At 63.2% G+C, this 21,234-nt stretch carries 22 protein-coding genes, 1 other RNA gene and 2 pseudogenes; 12 read left to right on the top strand and 13 right to left on the bottom strand.

Translation table 11 applies throughout. From position 1 onward, the window contains the following. Positions 1-175 precede the first annotated feature (175 nt). From MB901379_RS06660 to MB901379_RS06650, 3 genes are read right to left on the bottom strand one after another with little or no spacing between them, the layout of a single operon-like run. Positions 176-877 (bottom strand): LppP/LprE family lipoprotein, encoded by a 702-nt coding sequence (locus tag MB901379_RS06660; protein WP_232022008.1) that lies wholly within the window; start codon positions 875-877, stop codon positions 176-178. A gap of 10 nt (positions 878-887) precedes the next feature. After that, positions 888-1,859, bottom strand: a complete 972-nt coding sequence (locus tag MB901379_RS06655) for an LLM class F420-dependent oxidoreductase (RefSeq protein ID WP_158015896.1) — start codon at positions 1,857-1,859, stop codon at positions 888-890. After that, complete coding sequence (locus MB901379_RS06650) at positions 1,856-2,995, bottom strand: acyl-CoA dehydrogenase family protein (RefSeq protein WP_158015895.1); 1,140 nt, start codon at positions 2,993-2,995, stop codon at positions 1,856-1,858. The genes MB901379_RS06655 and MB901379_RS06650 overlap by 4 nt, the downstream gene beginning before the upstream one ends. Before the next feature lie 78 nt (positions 2,996-3,073). Between MB901379_RS06650 and MB901379_RS06645 the strand changes: the two genes are divergently transcribed. The 4 genes and pseudogenes from MB901379_RS06645 to MB901379_RS06630 all read left to right on the top strand — a co-directional run bounded on the left by MB901379_RS06645 (position 3,074) and on the right by MB901379_RS06630 (position 5,800). Then, positions 3,074-3,583, top strand: a complete 510-nt coding sequence (locus tag MB901379_RS06645) for a winged helix-turn-helix transcriptional regulator (protein ID WP_158015894.1) — start codon at positions 3,074-3,076, stop codon at positions 3,581-3,583. Between the two features lie 255 nt (positions 3,584-3,838). Next, positions 3,839-4,975, top strand: a complete 1,137-nt coding sequence (locus MB901379_RS06640) for a cellulase family glycosylhydrolase (protein WP_158015893.1) — start codon at positions 3,839-3,841, stop codon at positions 4,973-4,975. 338 nt (positions 4,976-5,313) lie between these two features. Then, positions 5,314-5,464 (top strand): annotated as a pseudogene (locus MB901379_RS25170) (glycine betaine ABC transporter substrate-binding protein); the annotation flags it as partial. Positions 5,465-5,572: 108 nt separating this feature from the next. Further along, entirely contained in the window at positions 5,573-5,800 is a 228-nt protein-coding gene (locus tag MB901379_RS06630) for a hypothetical protein (protein ID WP_158015891.1), read from the top strand. A 329-nt stretch (positions 5,801-6,129) separates the two neighbouring features. On the opposite strand, the pseudogene MB901379_RS06625 reads toward MB901379_RS06630, so the two are convergent. Continuing rightward, a pseudogene (locus MB901379_RS06625) lies at positions 6,130-6,386 on the bottom strand (IS256 family transposase); the annotation flags it as partial. 208 nt (positions 6,387-6,594) lie between these two features. On the opposite strand from MB901379_RS06625, the gene MB901379_RS06620 reads away from it, so the two are divergent. Continuing rightward, on the top strand, positions 6,595-6,906 hold the full coding sequence (locus MB901379_RS06620; protein ID WP_158015890.1) for a DUF732 domain-containing protein: 312 nt from the start codon (positions 6,595-6,597) through the stop codon (positions 6,904-6,906). A gap of 64 nt (positions 6,907-6,970) precedes the next feature. Here the strand turns inward: MB901379_RS06620 and MB901379_RS06615 are convergent, their stop codons facing one another. From MB901379_RS06615 to MB901379_RS06605, 3 genes are all read right to left on the bottom strand, one after another. Continuing rightward, the gene (locus MB901379_RS06615; protein WP_158015889.1) at positions 6,971-7,285 is read right to left on the bottom strand and encodes a hypothetical protein; all 315 of its coding nucleotides are present in this window, start codon (positions 7,283-7,285) and stop codon (positions 6,971-6,973) included. Between the two features lie 118 nt (positions 7,286-7,403). Further along, positions 7,404-7,961, bottom strand: coding sequence for a hypothetical protein (locus MB901379_RS06610; RefSeq protein WP_232022007.1), 558 nt, complete (start codon positions 7,959-7,961; stop codon positions 7,404-7,406). A 431-nt stretch (positions 7,962-8,392) separates the two neighbouring features. Further along, complete coding sequence (locus MB901379_RS06605) at positions 8,393-9,175, bottom strand: hypothetical protein (protein ID WP_232022006.1); 783 nt, start codon at positions 9,173-9,175, stop codon at positions 8,393-8,395. 221 nt (positions 9,176-9,396) lie between these two features. On the opposite strand from MB901379_RS06605, the gene MB901379_RS06600 reads away from it, so the two are divergent. Further along, positions 9,397-10,260 (top strand): phytanoyl-CoA dioxygenase family protein, encoded by an 864-nt coding sequence (locus tag MB901379_RS06600; protein ID WP_158015887.1) that lies wholly within the window; start codon positions 9,397-9,399, stop codon positions 10,258-10,260. Between the two features lie 171 nt (positions 10,261-10,431). Here MB901379_RS06600 and lipY read toward each other — a convergent pair whose 3' ends face one another. After that, complete coding sequence (gene lipY / locus MB901379_RS06595) at positions 10,432-11,823, bottom strand: triacylglycerol lipase LipY (protein WP_158015886.1); 1,392 nt, start codon at positions 11,821-11,823, stop codon at positions 10,432-10,434. Between the two features lie 197 nt (positions 11,824-12,020). Here lipY and MB901379_RS06590 point away from each other — a divergent pair, with 197 nt between their 5' ends. Both MB901379_RS06590 and MB901379_RS06585 read left to right on the top strand, forming a co-directional pair. Then, complete coding sequence (locus MB901379_RS06590; protein ID WP_158015885.1) at positions 12,021-12,710, top strand: hypothetical protein; 690 nt, start codon at positions 12,021-12,023, stop codon at positions 12,708-12,710. A gap of 55 nt (positions 12,711-12,765) precedes the next feature. Further along, positions 12,766-13,632 (top strand): VOC family protein, encoded by an 867-nt coding sequence (locus MB901379_RS06585; protein WP_158015884.1) that lies wholly within the window; start codon positions 12,766-12,768, stop codon positions 13,630-13,632. A 33-nt stretch (positions 13,633-13,665) separates the two neighbouring features. On the opposite strand, the gene MB901379_RS06580 is transcribed toward MB901379_RS06585, so the two are convergent. Continuing rightward, positions 13,666-14,364 carry an MspA family porin gene (locus tag MB901379_RS06580; RefSeq protein WP_174237075.1) on the bottom strand — a complete coding sequence of 233 codons (699 nt, stop codon included), beginning with the start codon at positions 14,362-14,364 and terminating at the stop codon, positions 13,666-13,668. Positions 14,365-14,589: 225 nt separating this feature from the next. Here MB901379_RS06580 and MB901379_RS06575 point away from each other — a divergent pair, with 225 nt between their 5' ends. Together MB901379_RS06575 and MB901379_RS23960 are read left to right on the top strand one after the other, a co-directional pair. Then, positions 14,590-14,853, top strand: coding sequence for a hypothetical protein (locus tag MB901379_RS06575; RefSeq protein WP_158015883.1), 264 nt, complete (start codon positions 14,590-14,592; stop codon positions 14,851-14,853). A gap of 34 nt (positions 14,854-14,887) precedes the next feature. Continuing rightward, positions 14,888-15,043, top strand: a complete 156-nt coding sequence (locus MB901379_RS23960) for a hypothetical protein (RefSeq protein WP_174236998.1) — start codon at positions 14,888-14,890, stop codon at positions 15,041-15,043. Between the two features lie 39 nt (positions 15,044-15,082). On the opposite strand, the gene MB901379_RS06570 is transcribed toward MB901379_RS23960, so the two are convergent. Further along, positions 15,083-15,868, bottom strand: a complete 786-nt coding sequence (locus MB901379_RS06570) for a spirocyclase AveC family protein (protein WP_158015882.1) — start codon at positions 15,866-15,868, stop codon at positions 15,083-15,085. Positions 15,869-16,240: 372 nt separating this feature from the next. Here MB901379_RS06570 and MB901379_RS06565 point away from each other — a divergent pair, with 372 nt between their 5' ends. Both MB901379_RS06565 and MB901379_RS06560 read left to right on the top strand, forming a co-directional pair. After that, positions 16,241-16,819 carry an HD domain-containing protein gene (locus tag MB901379_RS06565; protein ID WP_158015881.1) on the top strand — a complete coding sequence of 193 codons (579 nt, stop codon included), beginning with the start codon at positions 16,241-16,243 and terminating at the stop codon, positions 16,817-16,819. Between the two features lie 1,258 nt (positions 16,820-18,077). Then, positions 18,078-18,632: a hypothetical protein gene (locus tag MB901379_RS06560; protein WP_158015880.1), complete on the top strand. Its 555-nt coding sequence runs from the start codon at positions 18,078-18,080 to the stop codon at positions 18,630-18,632. 753 nt (positions 18,633-19,385) lie between these two features. Here MB901379_RS06560 and ssrA read toward each other — a convergent pair. The 3 genes from ssrA to smpB all read right to left on the bottom strand — a co-directional run bounded on the left by ssrA (position 19,386) and on the right by smpB (position 21,233). Further along, positions 19,386-19,753: a transfer-messenger RNA gene (ssrA, locus tag MB901379_RS06555) on the bottom strand. An 86-nt stretch (positions 19,754-19,839) separates the two neighbouring features. Then, positions 19,840-20,685, bottom strand: coding sequence for a maleylpyruvate isomerase family mycothiol-dependent enzyme (locus MB901379_RS06550; RefSeq protein ID WP_158015879.1), 846 nt, complete (start codon positions 20,683-20,685; stop codon positions 19,840-19,842). A gap of 47 nt (positions 20,686-20,732) precedes the next feature. Next, positions 20,733-21,233: an SsrA-binding protein SmpB gene (gene smpB, locus MB901379_RS06545; RefSeq protein ID WP_158015878.1), complete on the bottom strand. Its 501-nt coding sequence runs from the start codon at positions 21,231-21,233 to the stop codon at positions 20,733-20,735. Position 21,234: the final 1 nt, after the last annotated feature.

Below are 21,234 nucleotides of genomic sequence, written 5' to 3'. Positions count from 1 at the left end.
CGACTACGTCCGGTAATACACGCATTGCAGGTGTATCGGGAGGTTCATTCTATCGAGCGGCTTGTGTCGATAAGCCGGTTCTCGCAATTCAGCCGCGACTACCTGGAGTTCGGCACGCGCGACAATGCCACGGTGCGAAGGTGTTTTTCCAGTGGTGAGCAACACGAACACACATTTACCACTGTGGCGCGGGGTCCAGCATCGCCACATGGTCACTTTGCCACTGGTACCGCACGGTGGTGATCGGTCCCGGACACGCCGTGCACACGTTTCTGCCGTCCTTATAATCCAGCGCCACAGTGTCATCGGTTGTCTTGGCCGCATTCAACGTCGTGAACGCATACGCCTTAGACGTCGCTATTCCCACATAACTGCCATTGTGAAAAAACACCGCCAACTCCGGCGAACTACCGGTAGCCCCCTCCACCGAGATGATCACCGCCGACAACACCGCACACGGATCGTAATTACTACTCGGGTCAAAACTTTGCGGATTGGAATCCCACGGATAACTTTGCGGCAAGCTAGGCAACGACTTGACCGCAGTTTGAATCTCCGGCGCACGCAAATTAAGCCCACACGCCGGCGCCGCCCGCACCGGCGCACACAACGGACTCAACGCCCAACCCACCAGCACCACCACAACAACCCAACCAACCCTGCCCATACCAAACACTGCCTCCTGCTCGGCACCACCAACTCGCAGTGTGTCACCCCCGCACACCCCACTGCCACGACCAGCCACCAACAACACCGCCGCTGGTATCCCCACGTATACCGCTTGTGACCTCACCGAGACCGGTGACCCACCGCGCACCAGCAGCGAGGCGAACCGAATGCCCCCACCCCACTGACCGGCCGGCCCGAGCATCCCCATCTCGGCCTGCTTACCCCAGCGGTGGTGTGACCGCGCCTAGCGCCGCCCGCCCGCCCGGGTCTTCGGCTGTGGAGGGCACGACGGCGATGCAGTCGGCACCGGCCTGCCGGTAGGCGCTCAGCTTGGCCGCGATGTGATCGGCGGTCCCCAACGCACCTACCTGATCGAGCAATTCGACCGGCACGACGGCCGCCAACTCACGGCGAGTCGCGCCGGTCCGGGCCTGGCGCACCAAGTCGTCGAAGCCAAGAGCGCTGAACATTTCTCCGTAGCCGGGCGGGCTGAGATACACCGAAATCTGGGCCGCCAGTTGGCGGTGCGCGGCAACACCGGCGTCAACGGCGACCGGCACCCATACCGTCAGGCGCGGCGCCGCACGACCGGCCACCGCGGCGGCGGCGTCGAGGACGTCTCGTACCTCGGCGACTCGAGCCGGCGTGGCAAGGTTGAGCACAAGCTCATCGGCATACTGAGCGGCCAGACGGATCATCCCGGGCCCGAACGCCCCCACCGCGATTCGGGTATCGGGTAACGCAGTGCGCAGCCGAAAGCCGCGGCTGCTGACATGACGGCCGCTGTAGTCGGCGCGCGCGCCACTAAATATCGTTCGCAGGCATGCAATGGTTTCTCGCATCACCGGTACGTGGTGTTCCCATCGGCGGTCATGCCAGCCATTCACCATCACCGGGCTGGAGGCACCCAACGCTAGATGCACCCGGCAGCCGGTGAGCGATCCGACCGACCTCGTCCCCAGCGCCAGCGCCACCGGACTCCGGACGGCGGCGGCTAGAGGGCCGATCTTTAGGGTCAGTGCCGGCGCACTCAATCCGACCGCGGTCGCCAGGGCGAACGCGTCGTAGGTGGCCATTTCGCCGATCCACACCGCGTCGACGCCGGCGTCGCACGCCGCCAGTGCAACATCGATCGCCTCATGGTCGGGCCGATCGAGCCAGAACGGGAGAGCGACTTCGATTCCGGTCACAGCGTCGATGCGTTGGCGGGCTGATGGAGCAGGATGCGGCCTGGTAGTTCGCGCGATGCCTCATTGACCTGGAAATGGGCGGTCGCTGTGAAAGCGTCACGGAACCGACGCTGCAGCGGGGAATTGTCGTAGATGGCGCTGCCGCCGCCCAGGTCGTACATGCTGCGCACTACATCCGCCGAGGTCCGAACCGCATGGGTGGCCGCCAGGCGTAGCTGGTTGCGCATCGCCAGTGGCACCACGTCACCGGCATGACTGGCCCGCCACGCCGCATCGATCGTCTCGTAGTACAGCGCCCGAGCCGCGCCCAGCGCCGCCTCGGCCGATGCCACTGCCGCTTGGGTCGCCGAGCGTTCCGCCAAGGTGCGTGTCGAGACAAGGCCTTTCTTACTGCCGGCCAGCTCGACCAGGTCGTCGACCGCGGCCCGCGCGTTACCCAATGCGGCGGCACCGATCGACAACGCGAAGAACCCGAACACCGGAAAGCGATACAGCGGTCGATCAATCACCGGTCCGTCGAACACCGAAAACACCCGCCCGGCCGGCACGAACACCTCCTCGGCGACGCTGTCGTGGCTGCCGGTGCCGCGCAGACCCAGCGTGTGCCAGGTGTCGAGGATCTGCAGGTCGGCCTTGGGCAGCGCGACCACGGACGGCACCTGGGCCGCGTCGACGAAGCAACCCGCGAACATCATGTCGGCGTGGTTGATCCCGCTGCAGAACGGCCACCAACCGGACACCACCACACCGCCGTCCACCGACCTCGCCGTACCGCGCGGCGCCCACACCCCCGCGGCGACGCCTTGGCCGCCGCCGAACATTTCCTCACGGCTGGACGCCGGCAGGTACGCGACCAGCAGGGCGCTGGTTATCGCGATCGACACGCACCAGCCCGCCGATGCGTCGCCGCGCGCGAGCGCTTCGGCGCACCGCAATGCCAAACCGGGGGCCAACTCTAGGGCCTCGACCTCGCGCGGCATGGTGGCGCGCAAAAACCCGGCGTCGCCCAGCCGGGCGACCAGCGCGTCGGGGAGTCTGCGGTGGCGGTCAATCTCCGCCGACATCTCACGAGCCGACAGCGCGATTTTCGCGGCGAGGGCCTCAAGCTCGGTCTCGCTGGTGTCCGGGTGATTCATCGGCGCTCCTGGTGACAGTGACAGTTCAGTCAAATTACCACCAGGGTTCAATTATTGAACCGGTACAGTAGATGAACCATGACCGAAGCCGATCTATCCCACCGCTTCGCAGGGGAGTCGGTGGGTCGCGCCCTGGAGTTGGTGGGCGAGCGCTGGACTCTGCTTATCCTGCGCGAGGCGTTCTTCGGCGTGACGCGTTTTGGTCAACTCGCACGCAACCTCAACATTCCGCGGCCCACGCTGTCCGCCCGACTACGGATGCTGGTCGATGTCGGCCTGCTTGACCGGGTGCCGTATTCCCAGGATCCGCAGCGCCACGAGTATCGGCTCACCGAGGCAGGCCACGAACTGTTCGCCGCGATCGTCGTTCTGATGCGCTGGGGCGACGAACATTTACCCCACCCCGACGGGCCGCCGATTGTGTTGCGCCATCATCCCTGCGGCCAGTTCGTCGATGCCCGCCTAATCTGCACCCACTGCGGCGATCAGATCACCGCCCGCAATGTGACACCCGAGCCCGGGCCCGGCGTTGGTACCAACTTGGCATCGCCCGCCGCCTCGCACGACGAGTCGCTCGGACACCGGTGACCGCGACGCGGCGACCCGATGTGCCGCCGGCGGCAGCACGGAATCCCTAACCCGCTCAACGGGTCAGGACTCGTGTCGCACCACCCAGTTGCGGATTCGTCGGCGTACGATTGGTGTTACAGCCGGCCGTCAAGGCGATGGGATTGATCGACAACATAACAATCCCAGCGTCATGCTGTTGCGAATCGATAAGCAACGCGAAACACGTTGCTTAGCAGCGCCATACACATCCGCCGACGAATCTATGGTCTCTCTGTGCACCGTCGAACCGCTCTGAAACTGCCGCTGCTGCTGGCGGCGGGCACGGCGCTGAGTCAAGCGCCCCGCGCCAACGCTGAGCCCGGCCGGTGGCCGGCCGACCGCGCCCACCGTTGGTATCAAGCGCAGGGCTGGCTCGTCGGCGCGAACTTCATCACCTCCACGGCAATAAACCAACTCGAAATGTTTCAGCGGGGCACCTACGATCCTCGGCGCATCGACAGCGAGCTGGGCGTGGCCCGTTGGCTCGGGTTCAACACCGTCCGGGTATTCCTGCACGATCAGCTGTGGGCCCAGGATCCGCGCGGCTTCCAAGGCCGTCTCGCACAGTTCGTGACCATGGCGGCGCGTTATCGCATCAAGCCACTCTTTGTCCTGTTCGACTCCTGCTGGGATCCTCTCCCGCGGCCGGGACGGCAGCATCCGCCGGTACCAGGGGTGCACAATTCCGGCTGGGTCCAGAGCCCGGGCGCCGAACATCTCGGCGACCGCCGCTACACCAGCATCCTGTACGACTACGTCACGGGAGTGTTGAGCCAATTCCGCAACGACGATCGTGTCTTGGGCTGGGACCTGTGGAACGAACCCGACAACCCCGCCAAGGTGTATCGCAAGGTGGAGAGGAAGGACAAGCTGGAGCGCGTCGCAGAGCTGCTGCCCCAAGTGTTCCGGTGGGCGCGTACCGTCGATCCGAGCCAACCCCTGACAAGTGGTGTCTGGCAGGGAAATTGGGGAGATCCCGGCAGCCGCAGTGCGATCGCCAATATTCAGCTCGACAACGCCGACGTGATCACCTTCCACAGCTACGCCGCGCCGTCCGGCTTCGAGGCCCGGATCGACGAACTGTCTCCCTGGGGACGGCCGATCATTTGCACCGAGTACCTGGCCCGGAATCAGGGCAGCACCGTTGAGGGCATCCTGCCAATTGCCAAGCGGCGCAACGTCGGTGCGTTCAATTGGGGATTGGTTGCCGGAAAGACACAGACATACCTGCCGTGGGATTCGTGGGATCACCCCTACCAGTCGCCGCCGAAACCCTGGTTCAGCGACCTGTTGGAACCCAACGGGCGGCCCTATCGAGATGGCGAGATACAAACCATTCGCGATTTGGCGGGCCTAGCCAAGCAGGATTGAAACCGGACCTGCCCAAACTAGGACGATCCGTCGGCGCCTGCGGACAACATCCCGCCGGTAGACGCGGCGGCGGCCACGTTTAGCGCGCTCCTCGACTCGCCATATCCCTGCGCCGGTGGCGACCAACATGTTCGGAGCATGTCTGGAGCTGCGAAAACACTAGACATTGAATCCCTCGATGAGTGGGTGTTTGTGCCCACCACTGTGGCGCGGGGTCCAACATCGCCACATGGTCACTTTGCCACTGGTACCGCACGGTGGTGATCGGGAGCAATTGTCAATACTTGTGGATGATGTTCTTCTGAGAATGCTAGCCAGAAGTCAATGGTGCCCCTGATGACGATCGGCGGTTCTTCCCGCTGTGCACCCTCACCGAAGTGATCAACACGGAGCTGCCGGACGCCCATCCTGAGCTGACCAACGAGGGTGAGGCTGAGCCTGAACGCCAGGGTGGACAACGACGGTGACAACGTCGCAGGGCTGACGCGCATTCAGCAACCTCACAGCTGTAGCACGGCCGAGCTTCGGGCTTGTCACTTAACCTTGCCGAAGGACGGTGCCGTTCCGTGCCGTGCAACCACTGGATAGGAGCTCGCGATGAACATCAGGACGATCGCTGGTGCTGCCGCCGTGGTGGGTGCCCTGGGACTTGCCACGGTCGGGTTGGGAGCAGGCATGGCCAATGCCGAGCCACTCAGTCAGGTGCCTCAGGTCACCTACCCTCAGGTGACGCACTCGCAGGTCGCTCCGAAGCAGCGGGTAATCCTTACCGGAGTCAACGACAACAGCCGAGCAGAATACGACAGGAAGGACACGAATGTTTGAGCTTCCTGAGTTTCATTGTCTGCCCAGGGCGAAACGTTCCGAGCTTACCGAGCTGTCCTGATCGGCCAAGCGAACCCGAAAGACGAAGTCACACAAGCAATGCTGCGCTATGATCCGGGAGAACCGATCTCCGGAATGTGCGTTCGCCGCGGTGTGGTCGAGGGGCAGTGCGCCGCTACAGCGAGGCCGCTCAAGCTCGGCGATAATGGATCCCGCTTCTGGGGGCAAGGTTAACCTCACCGGAGGCGTGCCGATCTGGCCGGGCATGTAGGTGGAATCGATTCCGCCGTACCCGAGAAATCGTCGAGACCAGTGGATCGGGGTGTGTTTCAGGCGACCTCCGTCCCAGTGTGCTGATCGCCGCCTGATGGCGGCGTCGGTGGGGTGATGTCGGTGGCCGTTCGAGCAGTTTGCCTTTGCGGAAGACCGCACCGGCACCGACGAGGACGACCAAGTGTGAGGCGTTGACGGCCCGCCAGCGGTCCTGAGCGGCGTCGATCAGCTTGTAGGCCATCGCCAGCCCAGCTGCCCGCGATCCCGGGCCCTTGGCGACCTTCATGCGCAGCTGCAGGGTGGCGAACGTGGCCGCACACCCCGCTGCCACGACCAGCCACCAACAACACCGCCGCTGGTATCCCCACGTATACCGCTCGTAACCTCACCGAGACCGGTGATCGACCCACCGATCGCGAGCACCGGCGGCAACCCCTTCGCTACCCTTCGTGCCAACACCAAGAATGGAGGCGAGTCGAATGCCCTTACCTCGCTGGCTGGCCGGCCTGAGCATCCCTGTAATGGCTGGCGTTGCCCTGATGGGTAGCGCCGGGATTGCGACTGCCAGTCCGGCCGATGACGACTACCTCGCACAGCTGCGCGCGGTCGGCCTCACGTGGCCGGCCGGGAAGGAAGAGGCACTAATCGGGGAGGCGCACCTCATCTGTTACGACCTCACCTGGGGTTGGACGCCGCAACGGATTGCCGACGATATTCACGCCCACCTGGACGCGAGAGGCGTTACGTTGCTGGACGTCGGGACCATGGTCAACGCCGCACACTCGGTTTACTGCCCGGGCAATGTGTGCGACGCTCCCACCCTTTGCACCTGAACCGAAGCGTCGCAACACATTTGGCCCACCCACCGCCGTTGCGGGCAACGGCCCGCTGTCTGGATCAATCGACGTTCAGCGTCGGACACACCGCGTCGTGAGCCGCATCGATCATCGCGTCGGCGCGTTGTGCAGCCTGAACGACACTAAGACCGGTCAGATTCATATCGTTCGCGTATTCCGCAGCATCGACAATCTGGGCGCGGGACCAACCCTGGGCGAGGGCAGCACATATCGTGTGTTGGGTTTGGTCCGGATGATCCGGCCAATCGGGCTCGAAGGCGATCGGTTGAGCCTGAGCCGTGGCGACAATGCCCGACATCGCGGCCGGGCCGATGACCGCGATCATCAGCGCCATAGCTGACAGCAGTTTCTTCATGGCCGACAGGCTACCGGCCGAGGCATGAGCGCTGACGAACTCTCACATCGGCCCAGGGCCCGCCAGCACCGCGGTGCCGCTGTCCGCGTGTTGGCCTAGCAACCGCTACCGCCAACGGTTACAACATGGAGTTGATCATCATTGCGGCGTCGTTGTCCGAGTGCGTGGAGGAGTCGCCATTTTGGGTGAACACGATGAACGCCGACTGATGGCTTGAAGTGCTCAGCAATTCGTAGAAGGCGCCGATGACGGGAATATCGCCCATCCGTGAGGATCCGTCCGCGCTGTAGTTGATCGAGGCTTCCTGCTGAAATCGTCCGCCTTGCAGGGTGTCGGCATCGGGGGCACCCATATCGTGGACGTTGGTCAGACCCGTCGCCGACACGGTGGCCAACTGATCGATATCGGCTTGGAGCAACGCGACCGCATCCGTTCCGTTGGCAGGTTTGACCCTGATCTCCATCTCGGCGGTGGAGTAGGTGTTGTGCAGTGTCACCCAGCCAGGACCCTGGTCACCGATGCTCCAGCCCGGCGCGGGGGTGACCGAGATGCCGGCCCCGATGTCGATCGCGTCGCCCGCAGCCAGGGTCACCGCTGGTCGGTTGATGATGCCGGTCAGGGTTATCGCCGCGGTCACCGCCGCCGCGAGCGCGACCACCCGCAGCCCGGAGCCCATTCGTCGTCCCCAACGACGGCGGCGGTGCACTGACGCGGAAGTCTGGATTGGCGGCACTGTCGATCTGGTTGCGGCCCCTGGCGTCGACGAGGCGTGCATGGGCTAACTCCTCTGCTGGATCGGGTGCTGGATTGAGCTGTAAGGGAATTCAAGGTCTGGTTCCCATTTCACTCCGCGGTGCCAAAGCTGTCCATGACCAACTAGTTATGGTCCGATAAATCTCGCCTATTGACCGGTAACGAAACCGTGGACGCATGGTGTATCGCCCGCTTTCGCCAAACTCCCGGTGCACAACTAGGCGAGGCTTTTCGCCGCCGTTGCGACCAATAGAAGCCGCCGTTGCAACCAAGAGAAGCGGCCGTTGCAACCAAGAGAAATGTGCCGACCCGCCACGAGCGCCCTTGGTGAGGTTTTCCACCAAGGACCATCCATTACCCGGGCCGGGTCGAAGTTGGCGTATCCAGCGAACCTTCCTGGTACTGGATGTAGTGGGCTGGAAGGTTGTCTTCGCCGATGCTCTTTATCAGGAGTGCCTCCAACTTCTTCCGGCGTTGCTCGCCGCCCTTGGCTCCGGCATCGAATACGTCAGCGATGTCCTGGTTCTTGAGCATGTACAGGATCGCCATCGCAAAGGTGGGCTTGGTGGCGAGATGCAGATCCTGTGCATCTTCGATAAAGCCGGCCTTCCAGACGACGATCTTCTTGTTGCGGTCAGGCTGGCTCTGGTCCAGAGTCGGAGCCAGTCCCTCGATCTGCGCTTGCGTCGACATCAGCTGGTTATAGGTGGCAGCGAGATAGTTCCATTGTGCGGAGAACCTGGTATAAAGCGCGACGTAAATCGCACCAAAGGTTGCTCCGAGCCAAGGGAGGTGATTGCCCATATCGCGCAAGAATTGCACACCGTCAAAACGCAAGGGCCAAGCGGCGTAGCAGAAGGATCGAAACCAGACGGCGACCAGCCAAGCCGTCAACGCGACCTGTACCGATCGAAAGAAGATAACCGTCCCGCCGTTAACGCGCCCTTTGAGCATCCACTCGCCGGATGCAATGTGTACCGCGAAGTGAGCAGCAAGGAACGCTCTGCGCTCCCCCCGCCACCATTTACCGATTCGTTTTAAAAAGCCGGTATCGCCGCGGCCATCCGGCAGGGCGGCCCGCTCGTCCGGCGGAACGGGAGATCGCGATGGAGTAGAACTGCTTTGGTCATTATCCATTAGAACGTCTCTCACGGTATTCCTAGATGTCCAAGTAGTTGACCACATGCACAGTCGTTGCAGGGCTAGTTGCCGTCAATGCGTGCACGCATCAGGCGGCATTTCATCCGGAGCTACCACCTCGATAGCAGCTTTCGGGTCACCCACTTTCTCTTCATCGTCGGCCTAGTCTGGTCAGAGGAAGACCACGCTGCTGAACGCCGGGACAAGGACAAGCGCCAATGAACATCGAGGACGACGCCGTCACCACGCTGGAGGACCTCAAGGGCGACCTGGCGCAACGGTTCAAGTGGACGCCCAGCGGTGGCGGCTCGATTGAGGGTGCAATCGTCGACGCCGACATGGCGGCCCTGGACCGCGACGGCTACGTCATTTGGGAGAACCTGCTCGGTGACGAGCAATGCCAGCAAATCCGCGAAATCGTGCGACCCTGGCTGGGGCATACCGGGCGCAACACATTCGAGGGCCGGCATACCCAGCGCATCTACAGCGTGCTGAGCCGCACGCGGGTGTGCGACCGGCTTGTCGACCATCCGCGGGTGCTGGCGGTGCTCGACCGGTTGCTGATGCCCAATTACCTGCTTTCGGCATTGCAAGCCATCAACATATTGCCCGGCGAGACCGCGCAACTGGCTCACCATGACGACGGGTTCTACCCGGTTCCGCGCCCCCGGGCACCGCTGGCCGCGGCGACGATCTGGGCGATCGACGACTTCACCGCCAACAATGGCGCCACGGTGGTCATACCCGGCAGCCAGCGCTGGGGCAAACGCCGGCCGGGCCCCGACGATCGCGCGCTACCCGTCGTTATGCCCGCCGGCTCGTGCGTCTTTTTCGTGGGCACCCTGTGGCACGGCGGAGGCGCGAACACCAGTAGCGGGGAGCGCCTCGCCGTCACCGCCCAGTACTGTGAACCGTGGTTGCGGCCGATGGAGGCCTTCTCCTTGTCGGTGTCACGTGAGATCGCTCGAACGGTCTCCGAGGACATTCGCCGCATGCTCGGCTACAGCATCCATCCGCCGTTTGTCGGCGCGGTCGACGGCCTGCACCCACTGCGGCTGTTGGAAACCGAGCCGAACCTGTAGGCCCTAGGCGGCCCGGAAAAGGCCCGATTGCCCGGTACCGTCGTTGACGGCGCCCGAGTCGTTGCTGCCGTGGTTTACCGATGCCGAAGTCGGTGTTCCAATAGCCGTGTTTGTCCTCGTCGGAAACGAGTCGGCCCGCAAGCTAGGCGGCACTCCGTAGTTGCGTTGCAGTCAGGCCGCGATACCGAGTTCCCGGTTGATCTGCGGCCAGTAACGCGGACCGTCCAGGGTGAGCAGAATCCAGTCATGAATTTGACTGTTGGCCAACACAAAATTGATCGGGGCCCCGACCGCTGCGGCTTCGTGCTGCAGGACAAACACGTCGGGCGAAAGTATGTCCAAGTTGCCCGAGTAGACATACGTCGGCGGGAGTCCGTTGAGTGACCCATACAGCGGACTCACCAGCGGGTCGGTCACCGCAAGATTGCCTGCCCACACCTTGCCGATCTGTTGCGCAGGGCCAACCGGAAGCAAGGGGTCCTGGACGAACGCAATATTGGGATTGGTCATCCCGACGTCCAGCCACGGAGACAACAGAACCATCGAACTTGGCACGGGTAGGGCCTGGCTCACCAGATATTGGGTAGCTGCGAGCGCGAGGTTGCCACCCGCGGAGTCGCCGATCACGCTGACGTTAGAGGACCCGTGTTGGGCGATTTGGGAGGAGATAAGGCCGGCCATCTGGGGCACCACCGTGGCGGCGGTACCTCCCTCTTGCAGCAATGGATAAATCGGCACCTGAACCGTCGCGCCGGTTTGGTGAGCCATCACCGAGTAATTGATCCAATGGAGGAACGAGGGCGGAATGATAAACGCGCCCCCATGAATAGCGACCACGTATTCCCCCGTGGGGTGAGCCGGCGTAATCTGCACCACGCTCATCCCGTTGTAGGTGGTGTATTGCACCGTTTCTCCGAGCAGCAAGTTCAACAACGGTGGCGGGGAGTTGCCGATAAACCACGACAGCGGCGGGATGTCACTGGCAATGAGCGCCAATAGCGGATTACCCGGCACGGCGAGTTGAGTTTCGAGTCCGGATAACGACAGCAGGGGTTTCACCGGCGCCAACGCAGCGATTTCAAGTCTGGTTGCCAGCGACGGGGTGCCGGTGAAGGTCCCAGTCTGCGTTGCCGGGAAGGGCGGATCGGCCGGTGCACCAAAGATTCCGGTAATAATCGTGTTGGATATCTGGGTAAAGCCGGTGGCCAGCGTCGTTGGGGCCTGCTGAATTTCCAGCTGCATACCTAACAGCGCTTGCTCAAGGGCCACCAACGGCGACACGTTGGCCGCCTCGGCGGCGGCATAGGCCTCGCCGGCGCCGACCAACGTCTGGACAAATCGCTGCTGAAACGCCGCCGCCTGGGCGCTAAGCGCTTGATAGCCCTGGCCGTGGGCGGAGAACAGGGCCGCGATCGCCGCCGACACCTCGTCCTCGGCAGCTGCTAGCACCCGCGTCGTGGCACCTGTCACGCTTTGGTTTGCCGCCGCGACCGCCAAACCGATCGACTCCACGTCGGTGGCCACCGCGGACATCGTCTCGGGCCACGCAAAGACATAGGACACAGCGTCGCTCCCACCACATCAGGGCGGCCTCCCAAGCCGCCCACCAATTCCGATCGCCGAGTAGCCGGAGCGTATGCCGGCGTCGGCGATGCACGTGGCGGTTTGCCCGAATTACCTCAGTCGGCTTTGTGTGCAATTCGGCGGTGAACCGGCGGGAATCCGCTTCGCACTGACGTTCGGCGGGTACAGCTACCGGTATGACCTATCCTCACCAGTTTGGCTTGGCGCAGATCGTCCTGGCGGGTGTCGCCATTGCCGCAGTGGTGATGTTGTTGTCGTCGGTGGTCGGGCGACGCCAGAAGGTACATTCCGGCGACGGGTCGCCGGAGTCGACGGCACGGGGACGCCGACTGCGATTGCGGCCCGGACGAGCGGTCACCGGCGTTACGCTGCTTGTTGTTTCGATTCTGGTGCTCTGGTTCGCCACGGTGGTCCAGACGTACTTGGGGCTGACCGGCGAGGTGAAAGCCGCCCACGTGCTGGCCACCCCGGTGAGTAACTCCGCGCATGAACTCACTGTGGATCTCACGCTCTACGACGATGACGGCAAGGCATATAGCCGCCACACCTATCAGGTCGAGGGCGACCTGTGGGTGCTGCAGGCCGACATTGTCGAGCTGCACCACTGGGTAAATGTGCTGGGCATGCATTCCGGTTACAAGGTGACCCGGCTTTTTGGTGAACGCCTCGACGGGGTTTCGCCGACACAGCACCAAATCTTTCTTAACGGCGGTGACGGAGACTTTTTCGCCGACATGCGCGGTGGCAAGTGGTGGACCCGACCGTTCGTGCGGTCGGCCTACGGCAACGCGGTCATCTCGGCGCCCGGCGAGTTCGACGTTTACATCTCCCAGGACGCGATCAAGGCCCGCGCCAGCAACGGTTAGCGAGCCCACCCTCACCCGGGTTCACCCGACCCGATCGATCAGGCATGCTGAGTGCGTGTTCGACGCTCTCGACCACGTCATTCTCGCGGTGCACGACCTCGGTGACGCCACCCGGCGCTACGCCACGCTGTTGTCCCGCGGCCTGTCGCGGCGCGGAGATCATCCCGGATGGGGTACGGCGAATGCACTGTTTCGGCTGAACAACACCTACCTCGAGCTGATCACACCGCACGGCGATGGTCCCCTCGGGCGCACTGTCGCGGCGCAGTTGGATGAACGAGGCGAGGGCCCGATCGGGCTCGCATTCGCCACCGCTGATCTCGACCTTGCACACGCACAACTCGTGGCCAACGGTCTCGAGCCCTCGCCGGTATCCCCCGGTCTCGGCCGCGACACCGAAACCGGGCAAGTCCGGCGCTGGCGCAGCGCACTGCTACCGCAATCCCGTACCCGCGGCGTGTTAATGGTCGCCATCGAGCACGAGGCACCCGATCGCCTTCCCGAGGCGCCACCGTCCGGATCCAACGAGGCGGTGATCACCGGGATCGATCACGTAGTGCTCACGACCTCCGACGCGGATGCCGCGATTGCGCTCTACCGCGATCGACTGGGCCTGCGTCTTGCGCTGGATCGCAGTTTTGTGGACTGGGGCATGCGGCTGGTGTTCCTGCAGGTGGGCGGAGTCACCGTTGAGATCGCGGAGCCGTTGAGCGACGCGCAGCTCCCGGCTCGAACCGATCAGCTCTGGGGGTTGTCCTGGCGCGTTGCGAACGCTGACGCCGCGCGGACGCGGCTTGCCGAAGCCGGGCTCGACGTCTCCGACGTTCGCCCGGGGCGCAGGCCTGGCACGCGCGTGGTCAGCGTGAAGAACGGTACGTGCGGCGTGCCGACGCTGCTGATCGAGCCCGCCACCCCCGCGTAGCACCGAGATCGACCGCGGTCTTCCACAACGCGATCAGACAGCCTTGGTAGAGCCGACGTAGGACAAGACCACGTCGGATTCGTCGGTGATACGGGTCAAGGTCGAATACGAGCGGACAAACGACTGGCCAACGCAGCCGTCGATCTTGAGATGGAAGGCGCTGATCATGATCCAGGGATTGGCTCCCTTGAATTCTTTTCTGACCACCGGCACCACGACGACGAATCCGGGCTTGAGCCCCACGCTGACCAGGTTGTTGTACTGCCCGGTCACCAGTGGAATGAGAATCGGCGGCTGGCCCGGCCCCAACGGAAGCTCGGCGCCGATCGATGGAGCGACACCGCCGCTGTTTGCCATGACGAAGCCGTTGGAAGTGCTCATGTCGATACCGCAGCCAATCTCGTATCCGACCTCGAGGATGCCCCGAGGAGTTTCCGGCCCGGTCAGCGACGCGCCGAAGATCCCGCTGGAGAGGTATTCGCGAGAGGACAGCGCGGTGGTCAGCGGCGCCACCGGTACGTGCTTCTCGTCCTTGGCGCCGAGAGCCAGGCTCCAGCCGTCAGGAGTGGTGATCCTGGCGGGTGTGCCCGGAGGCACTGTCCCGTCGTCCGGCGGCACAGCGCCGGGCGGGGGTTGGGCGTCCGGTTGCGCACCTGCCGACGGTGCGGTGACCGACACGACGAGGCACACAGCCAGAACCGCGGCCCGTCGAAGGACCGCGGAAAGCGGCATCACAGCCGATACGCTAAGCACCACCCGATTGCGCCGACGCCTTTGCTGGTTAATGAAATCTGAGTTGTTTCCCGTTTGTAGCTGGTTTGCGACGCAGCTAAGTCACTCTGGACACAACCCGCGCGGCCGATAGCGGTTCGTTTGCCAGATCGTTCACGGCTGCGATTGTCGAGTAGGCTTCAGACTCAGCCGGCAATCCGTCGCAGGCCGCCGAGAGGTTGACCAATGCCACTTCGCAGAATCGCCCACGCAGCGTCGGCCATCCTGATCGCGGTGACCGCTCTCGCGAGCGGCAGTGGCATCGCTCATGCAGACCCCGAAGATGCGACGCCGCCGATAATCGACGATTTGCTCATCCTCATCCAGCCACCCCTGCAGGATCCGCGCGAACAGCATGCGAGCCACCCCGAGGGCGTACTTGAAGGCCAGGGCCGTATCGGCATGGTCTGTCAGAATCGAAATATCAAATGCCAGAAGATGGGCTTTTAAGGCCGAGTTGGGCACATTGGAGACAATCACCGCCATGGATTCGGAAACCCCGCCCCCGAGCGCGCCGAAACCGCGGCGCGTGCACGTCGCGCCCGAGGACTTGGACAGGTTCGGCGACGAGGATCTGATTCGGCGGGCCTCCAACGACGAATGGCTGCGCGATGAGGCTCCACCGCACCACCGTGAGTGAATCGCCGCACCGATCGCACCCCTGGTCACCGAGGCCGCGCTAGCGGGGCTGGTTCGGTACACCGGGAAATAGCTGCTCCGTCGGCCCCGAAGTCACCCAGCCGCCCAGCTTGGTCGCGAGGTGCGGTGCAAAAACCGCGCCGTAGAGCAGGTTTCCGATGACAACGACGGCGCCGACGGACAGCAGCGACAACTGGAGACGGCTCGTTGACCGCTTGTCGGCCCACATCTCGATGACATTTCGTCCGTCGGAATCCGTCCTGCCGAGCAAGTAGGTGAACACCATCATCTGAAAGCCCAACGCCAAGGAGTCATAGATCGGGTACTGGTGCTTGGTGCCCTCGAAGACCGCCAGCCCGGGGATCACGTAGCCGTAGAAAAAGACGCCGAGCCGGGCGCCGACAAACGCGTTGAAAACGAAGGCCCAGCAAAAGCCCACGACAAGGCCGACGGATAGCAGGGTCAGCGGTCGACGCCAACCGAACCGCGCGCTCAACCGTCGTCCGAGCGCGGCGCCGATCACCGCGGGTAGCACGAAGTAGCCGATGTAGCCGACCGGCACCGACGACGGCAGTCCACCCCACGTCATGTTCAACGGCCACCACGGTGGCATGCGGGGCAGAGCGGGTGGGAACTGCGCGTACATCGCCCAGTCGTAAGGCGCCTCGATCCAGGAGAACGAAATTGCCGAGATGCACAGCAACAATAGTGGGTGCAGGCGGCCGCGGCGGATGCTCAGATACGCCCCAATTGCGGTGAACACGATGCCGCTGCCCCAACCGAAGATCACGGCCCCGGTCAGCAACGGCGTCAGCTCGGTGCTCATCGCCGCCGACCTGCACGCGTTTCGGGACGCGCTTCGGGGTCGAAGTAGTAGACCGCGACGAACACCAGGGCAATCAGCCCAAACAGCATGCCGAGCATGATGGCCGCGCCCATGATTCACGCCCCTTCTGGAACCTTTTTAGAGTGGACACCGTTGGCAACGGGAAGGTCAAGGCCGACTGGCGTGATGTGCCGCCACCAGCGGGCGCGGGTCATGAGTGAATAACATTGTCACAGCGCCGTTTACCGCTCATCCATAGGCACGACTGGGCGTCGCTGACGCCGAAGCTTCGGTAGCCAATATGCGTGGGGAAAGACGGGACGGCTGCCCAGCTCACCGGAATGCGATAGCACGCTGCGTCGTTTCACGAAGATGTTTCCGAACACACCGGCCGCCGCAGCCGCGCTGACGGTGGCAAACCGCTGCTATACACCCTCGCTTCGCGACCACTGCATCCGCTCTTACCTGTGGGGTGCGCACTACGCCGCGACCCATCGCATCAACTACGACGACGAGCTGTTGTATGTCTCGGCGATGCTTCACGACATGGCGCTCACCGACGTGTTCGACAGCCACACAGTGCCGTTCGAGAACGCCGGTGGTGAACTGGCCTGGGTTTTCGGTATTGCGGCTGGCTGGACCCCGGAACGCGCCGCCAGGGCCGCGGAAATCATCGTGCTGCACATGCGTGACGCCGTAGCGGCCGACGTCGATCCCGAGTCACACCTTCTTCAGGTGGCCACAGCCTGGGATGTCGTTGGCCTGCGCCCGGAGGAATTCCCACTCGAGACCCGGGCCGAGGTGCTTGCCCGCTACCCGCGGCAAGACTTCGTCAACGAGTTCCTAACGTGCTTCGAAAATCAGGCCGCGCGCAAGCCGGGTAGCGCTACCGCTGTGTCCGTCTTCGACCACAAACTCGCCAGTCTGATCACGACCAACCCACTCGACTAGCACCCCACTCCGTGTCTAACAGCATCGGGTGAATTATTTCCCTTTTCGCCATGACTTTGTCGCGCCTTCCGGCCACAACGTGGGCATCAGACCCCTTAAACCATGACCCAACCGATCGGGGTCGACCTACTGGTTTTGTCGCCAGAATTTATTCACCGACGACCGCTGAAATAATTCATCAGCCCGCTGCATAATTCGCAGGGCTGGGGGCGGACACCGAGCGGCCCAGCCCCATGGGTGGAGCCGCTGCAGCGCACCCCGGAATCGCTCCGAATAGTGCCGGTAGAGCTGAAACGATCGTGCCGGCAATCGGACTGGCGGGCACGGTTGGCGGCCTTTAGGGTTGCCACCGCGGCAGCGCCGCTACGATCGGCAAAAATCATCGAAAGTTGATAAGGAAATTCATTCCACAGCAAACCCCTTGAATGAATGCACCAACTGCGGTATATGTGTCCCACCAAGGGATTAAGAAACGAATGCGTGCTGGTGCAAAGAAGGATCGAGCGCATGATTGCACAACTAGTGTGCGACACTTCGCCGTGGATTTCTACTCAAGACGTCATATTTGCGGGCGCGCGTTCGTGACGATGAGGCAAATTAACGATCCCGGGCCTGCCTGTCTGGCATGCGCGCCAGCGGGCCACCGGTCGACGAATGCGGAAGCGCCGTGGGCGGGCAGGTGGTACCAAGCACGCTGCGAACGCGTGCTCGCGTTGATCCAGCGGCATTCTTTGGTACCGCACGACGCCCATTCGATGCCGCGAGGCGGGGCTGTGACCACGACCGGCGGGTGCCCCGTCAAGATGTTCGCCCAACCGGAGATGCCTTACCCAACGGAGGGATTCGGCAATGCCCTTACCGCCACTGAGATGCGACCCGTCCATTCTCGAGTCCGTAGCAGAAGAACTGGCTGCCGACGCGCGTAGCTTGCCGCCAGCCCCACCACCATTGGTCATGGTCGGAGAGGATGCGGCGTCGGCGGCGATCAACGTGGCGATGCCGACCATCTACTCAGCGGTGTTTACCTTGCTGCCAAGCATCAGAGCAGGTCTAGGGGAAACAGCCTCGAAGATAGCGTTTGCGGCGCTCGCATACGCGAGTAGCGACCGGAGACGAGGCACTCAACTCGCTCGCCAGTAGTTTTCCGGCGACCGCCGATGGACCCGGAAACCCGCTGCGGCCGAGCCGATGTGACCGGCGCGCCTAAGAACGCAGCAGGCCCAATCGAAAGGTACCAACAGTTGAAAGGCCGTGGGCGATGACCTTGATGAGGCCGATGGGTCCCTACGCTGAATTGATGCTCGACCCTGGCGGGTGGCCTGACGTTGACGAGGACCACTTGTATCAGCGGTCACGGGAATTGATGGAAATGCACGCGCAGGTTTGCCACGTGTACGAGACCTGCCTGCTGTTGCAGTTGCGGATCTTCGAGCCTAGCGTCTGGTCGGGGGCGACCGCCGACGCAGCCGACGGCGAGCTACAGAGGTGGATGAGGCGAATAGCGTTGCTGACAAGGCAGCTTCAAGAGCTATACGTTTGGCACGAAGAGACCGCCACGGCAACGCTGGAGCTCAAAGACCAGATCTACGAAATGGTAAGCGCGGCACAGTACGAGATCGAAGGCCTTGAGACCCAACCCGAGGGTGTCGAACTGATCGAGGAATTGGTCATCTTCACACACGAGGCGAATGTGGCTATGGTCGAGCAGCTGGGAGCCCAGATTGGCAGCGGAGCAGTGCTATTCCCGGAGTGCGACCTTGATGGTAATGTCCGGCTCCACCCTGCTGACGTTCCCAGCGTGCCATCCGCCTGATCGTTCGAAACACTCCCCGGTTCGTTTCGGCCAATGCACGCGGCCCCCAGCAACCCGACCGAGATCCGTCCGCCCCCGGCGGACCCCTTTCAGGCGTTGTAATCGAACTCGTCTGCGCCCGGTGCCCCGTCATGGCCCCGGCACTTCATAGCCGGCGTGTTCCCGTGAATGAGTACGGCCAGATTTGCGTCCATACGGAAGCGCTTCAGGCCCACCTAGTCCCAAGTATTTACTGCGACAACGGCATTGGCTTGCGCCGCCGCCCCGGCGGCATGTCGGCTGCCGAGCTAGCACAGAAAAAGTACTTGGCCGGACCTTGCCGCGCTGGCCAGCTATCAACGGGTCGCTTCCTCAGCGGTTGCGGATCGGGCCTGACTGTCCGCCCACGTGTCGTCGATTGAGACCCGCGCGGGTGGGATCGGATGAACTGCAAGTCGTACTTGCTCAGCTACGGATTATGGCCCGTCGATCGCAGGGCCTTGGCGCCCAACTCGCCGCCGAAGCGTTGCCGCCAGCATCCGGCCAGCCATTCACGCCACCACGGCGGCCGTGAGCGTTATTAACTCGGCAATCGGCCCCAGTCACCCAGCGTGGCCGTGTAGTACGCAGGGTCGGGTATTGATGCCTGCTGCCAGTGGTCTTCACCCGCTCTGAAATATGGTCCGATCTGCAATCTTTTCCGTCTATGTGTCTCGACTAGAAAGTGTCGAGTGACCGAACGCTTGCACAATATGGTGCTTGAACAGCATTCTTCAGTGGAGCTGCCGGGAATCGAACCCGGGTCCTACGGCATTCCCTCAAGGCTTCTCCGTGCGCAGTCCGCTATGCCTCTGCTCGGATCTCCTGGTCACGCGAACTAGCCAGGATGACAATCCCAGTCGCTGTTGATGTCCCGATGAGTCCCGCGACCGAACTCATCGGTGGATCCCTCTAGCTGATGCCGGGGTCCGGGGCGAGGGCGTTCCCGGTCCGACAGACTAGCCGTCGCTTAGGCAGCGAGAGCGTAGTCGCGCTGATGTGAATCGGCGCTTATCTAGTTGCAGCGACGCTTACGGTGGTCTCTTGCCTGCACCGGCACGCTTCCCTTGATTCGATGCGCGAAGTCGAAACCGTTCAGCCCCATGTCTTCGAACATCCCCGCCGACTTTCGGCAGGACAACCCATCGTACGCCGCTATCAACAAGCGGCAACCGAATTAACTTCCCGATCAGATCACGAAGTTGAGGTGCTCGACGATGTTGGCGGCCATGGCCTGGTCACCGCCCAGTTCAACATCCTGGGCACGGGTCGGGCACTTTGGGCGCCCGCCGGCAAGCCTGGTGAACTGCAGCCCATCGATCCGGATCGTCGCGGTCGGATCCTGACCGCCGAAGTCGTCGACCACCTGCGCCCGGCCGTCGACGCTGACGCGCATGGTGCGGGCCACCGGGCCCGTCAGTTCGAACAGGACGCGTGAACCGTCGGGTGCTTTGGCGAGCTTGCCGACGATGAATCCCATGGTGGACGAGATCTCGTCGAGAGACAGCCGCGAGGCCGGTCCAACCAGCTCGTCGTCGGACGACGGACGCTGCACCCCCGCACGGATGTCCTGCTCGTGCATCCAGCAGTCGAAGACGCGGATCCGCATGAATCGCCCGTAGGTGTCGGGACCGGTCGGTGTGGTGGTCGCCGCGTTCCATTCCTCGTCGGAAAGGTCCGTGAGGGCCTTGCGCCGCTTGGCGGCGACCTCGCGGAACCGCTCGAGCAGGCCACTGCCCGATTCTTCGCTGAGGTGCCGCACCCAGCATTCGTTCATCACGGCGATGGGGTTGTGTACATGCCCCAGCGCCGAGACGTCGATGTCGGGCTCGGGTGGCGCCACACCGAGCAGAAACGACTCGGTGCCGATGATGTGTGCTACCACGGCCTTCACGTTCCAGCCGGGCAGCGGACTCATCGCCTGCCAGTCCGTCTCGGACAGCCCGCTCAGTAAGGCGTCCAGCGAATCCCACACGGCGAATAGCCCTGCCAGTACGTCGGACTTGTCGAGCTTGGTCAGAGGACGTTCGGCCATGGTCGGATCCTAGGCCGGTCAGCGGCAACCGCTGAGGCCGACCTCGTTCAGCCCATGCCTTTGGCCCGGCGACCCAGCTCACGAATCACTTCGCGCTGGGCATCGCGTCGGGCCAGGTCCTGGCGCTTGTCGTGGGCGTGCTTGCCGCGCGCCAGCGCGAGTTCGACCTTGACCTTGCCGTCGGTGAAATACAGCGACAACGGCACCAGCGCAAAGTTGCCCTCACGAATCTTGCCGATCAGGGTGTCAATCTGGCGGCGGTGCAGCAGCAACTTGCGGGTGCGCCGCGGTTCGTGGTTGGTCCAGCTGCCGTGCTGATATTCCGGAATGTGCAGGTTGCGCAGCCAAATCTCGCCGTCGTCGACGGTGGCGAAGGCGTCCACCAGCGAGGCGTGCCCTTCGCGCAGGCTCTTCACCTCGGTCCCCTGCAGCGCGACGCCGGCCTCGAACACTTCCAGGATCGAGTAGTTGTGCCGCGCCTTGCGGTTGGTGGCGATGATCTTCTTACCGCCGCCCTTACCGACCGCCTGCTTTGACTGCCCGGCCACC

The sequence above is a fragment of the Mycobacterium basiliense genome (genome assembly GCF_900292015.1).
Taxonomy (GTDB): domain Bacteria; phylum Actinomycetota; class Actinomycetes; order Mycobacteriales; family Mycobacteriaceae; genus Mycobacterium; species Mycobacterium basiliense.
Note: the sequence above shows the minus strand (reverse complement) of the source record. Positions and strands in the feature narration are given on the sequence as shown.

Bases quoted from the DNA above. Each gene is read 5' to 3' on its own strand.
- MB901379_RS06660 (WP_232022008.1), bottom strand. From the start codon at position 877: ATGGGGATGCTCGGGCCGGCCGGTCAGTGGGGTGGGGGCATTCGGTTC.
- MB901379_RS06650 (WP_158015895.1), bottom strand. From the start codon at position 2,995: ATGAATCACCCGGACACCAGCGAGACCGAGCTTGAGGCCCTCGCCGCG.
- MB901379_RS06645 (WP_158015894.1), top strand. From the start codon at position 3,074: ATGACCGAAGCCGATCTATCCCACCGCTTCGCAGGGGAGTCGGTGGGT.
- MB901379_RS06630 (WP_158015891.1), top strand. From the start codon at position 5,573: ATGAACATCAGGACGATCGCTGGTGCTGCCGCCGTGGTGGGTGCCCTG.
- MB901379_RS06620 (WP_158015890.1), top strand. From the start codon at position 6,595: ATGGCTGGCGTTGCCCTGATGGGTAGCGCCGGGATTGCGACTGCCAGT.
- MB901379_RS06615 (WP_158015889.1), bottom strand. From the start codon at position 7,285: ATGAAGAAACTGCTGTCAGCTATGGCGCTGATGATCGCGGTCATCGGC.
- MB901379_RS06610 (WP_232022007.1), bottom strand. From the start codon at position 7,961: ATGGGCTCCGGGCTGCGGGTGGTCGCGCTCGCGGCGGCGGTGACCGCG.
- MB901379_RS06605 (WP_232022006.1), bottom strand. From the start codon at position 9,175: ATGGATAATGACCAAAGCAGTTCTACTCCATCGCGATCTCCCGTTCCG.
- MB901379_RS06600 (WP_158015887.1), top strand. From the start codon at position 9,397: ATGAACATCGAGGACGACGCCGTCACCACGCTGGAGGACCTCAAGGGC.
- MB901379_RS06590 (WP_158015885.1), top strand. From the start codon at position 12,021: ATGACCTATCCTCACCAGTTTGGCTTGGCGCAGATCGTCCTGGCGGGT.
- MB901379_RS06580 (WP_174237075.1), bottom strand. From the start codon at position 14,364: ATGCCGCTTTCCGCGGTCCTTCGACGGGCCGCGGTTCTGGCTGTGTGC.
- MB901379_RS06575 (WP_158015883.1), top strand. From the start codon at position 14,590: ATGCCACTTCGCAGAATCGCCCACGCAGCGTCGGCCATCCTGATCGCG.
- MB901379_RS23960 (WP_174236998.1), top strand. From the start codon at position 14,888: ATGGATTCGGAAACCCCGCCCCCGAGCGCGCCGAAACCGCGGCGCGTG.
- MB901379_RS06570 (WP_158015882.1), bottom strand. From the start codon at position 15,868: ATGAGCACCGAGCTGACGCCGTTGCTGACCGGGGCCGTGATCTTCGGT.
- MB901379_RS06565 (WP_158015881.1), top strand. From the start codon at position 16,241: ATGTTTCCGAACACACCGGCCGCCGCAGCCGCGCTGACGGTGGCAAAC.
- MB901379_RS06560 (WP_158015880.1), top strand. From the start codon at position 18,078: ATGACCTTGATGAGGCCGATGGGTCCCTACGCTGAATTGATGCTCGAC.
- MB901379_RS06550 (WP_158015879.1), bottom strand. From the start codon at position 20,685: ATGGCCGAACGTCCTCTGACCAAGCTCGACAAGTCCGACGTACTGGCA.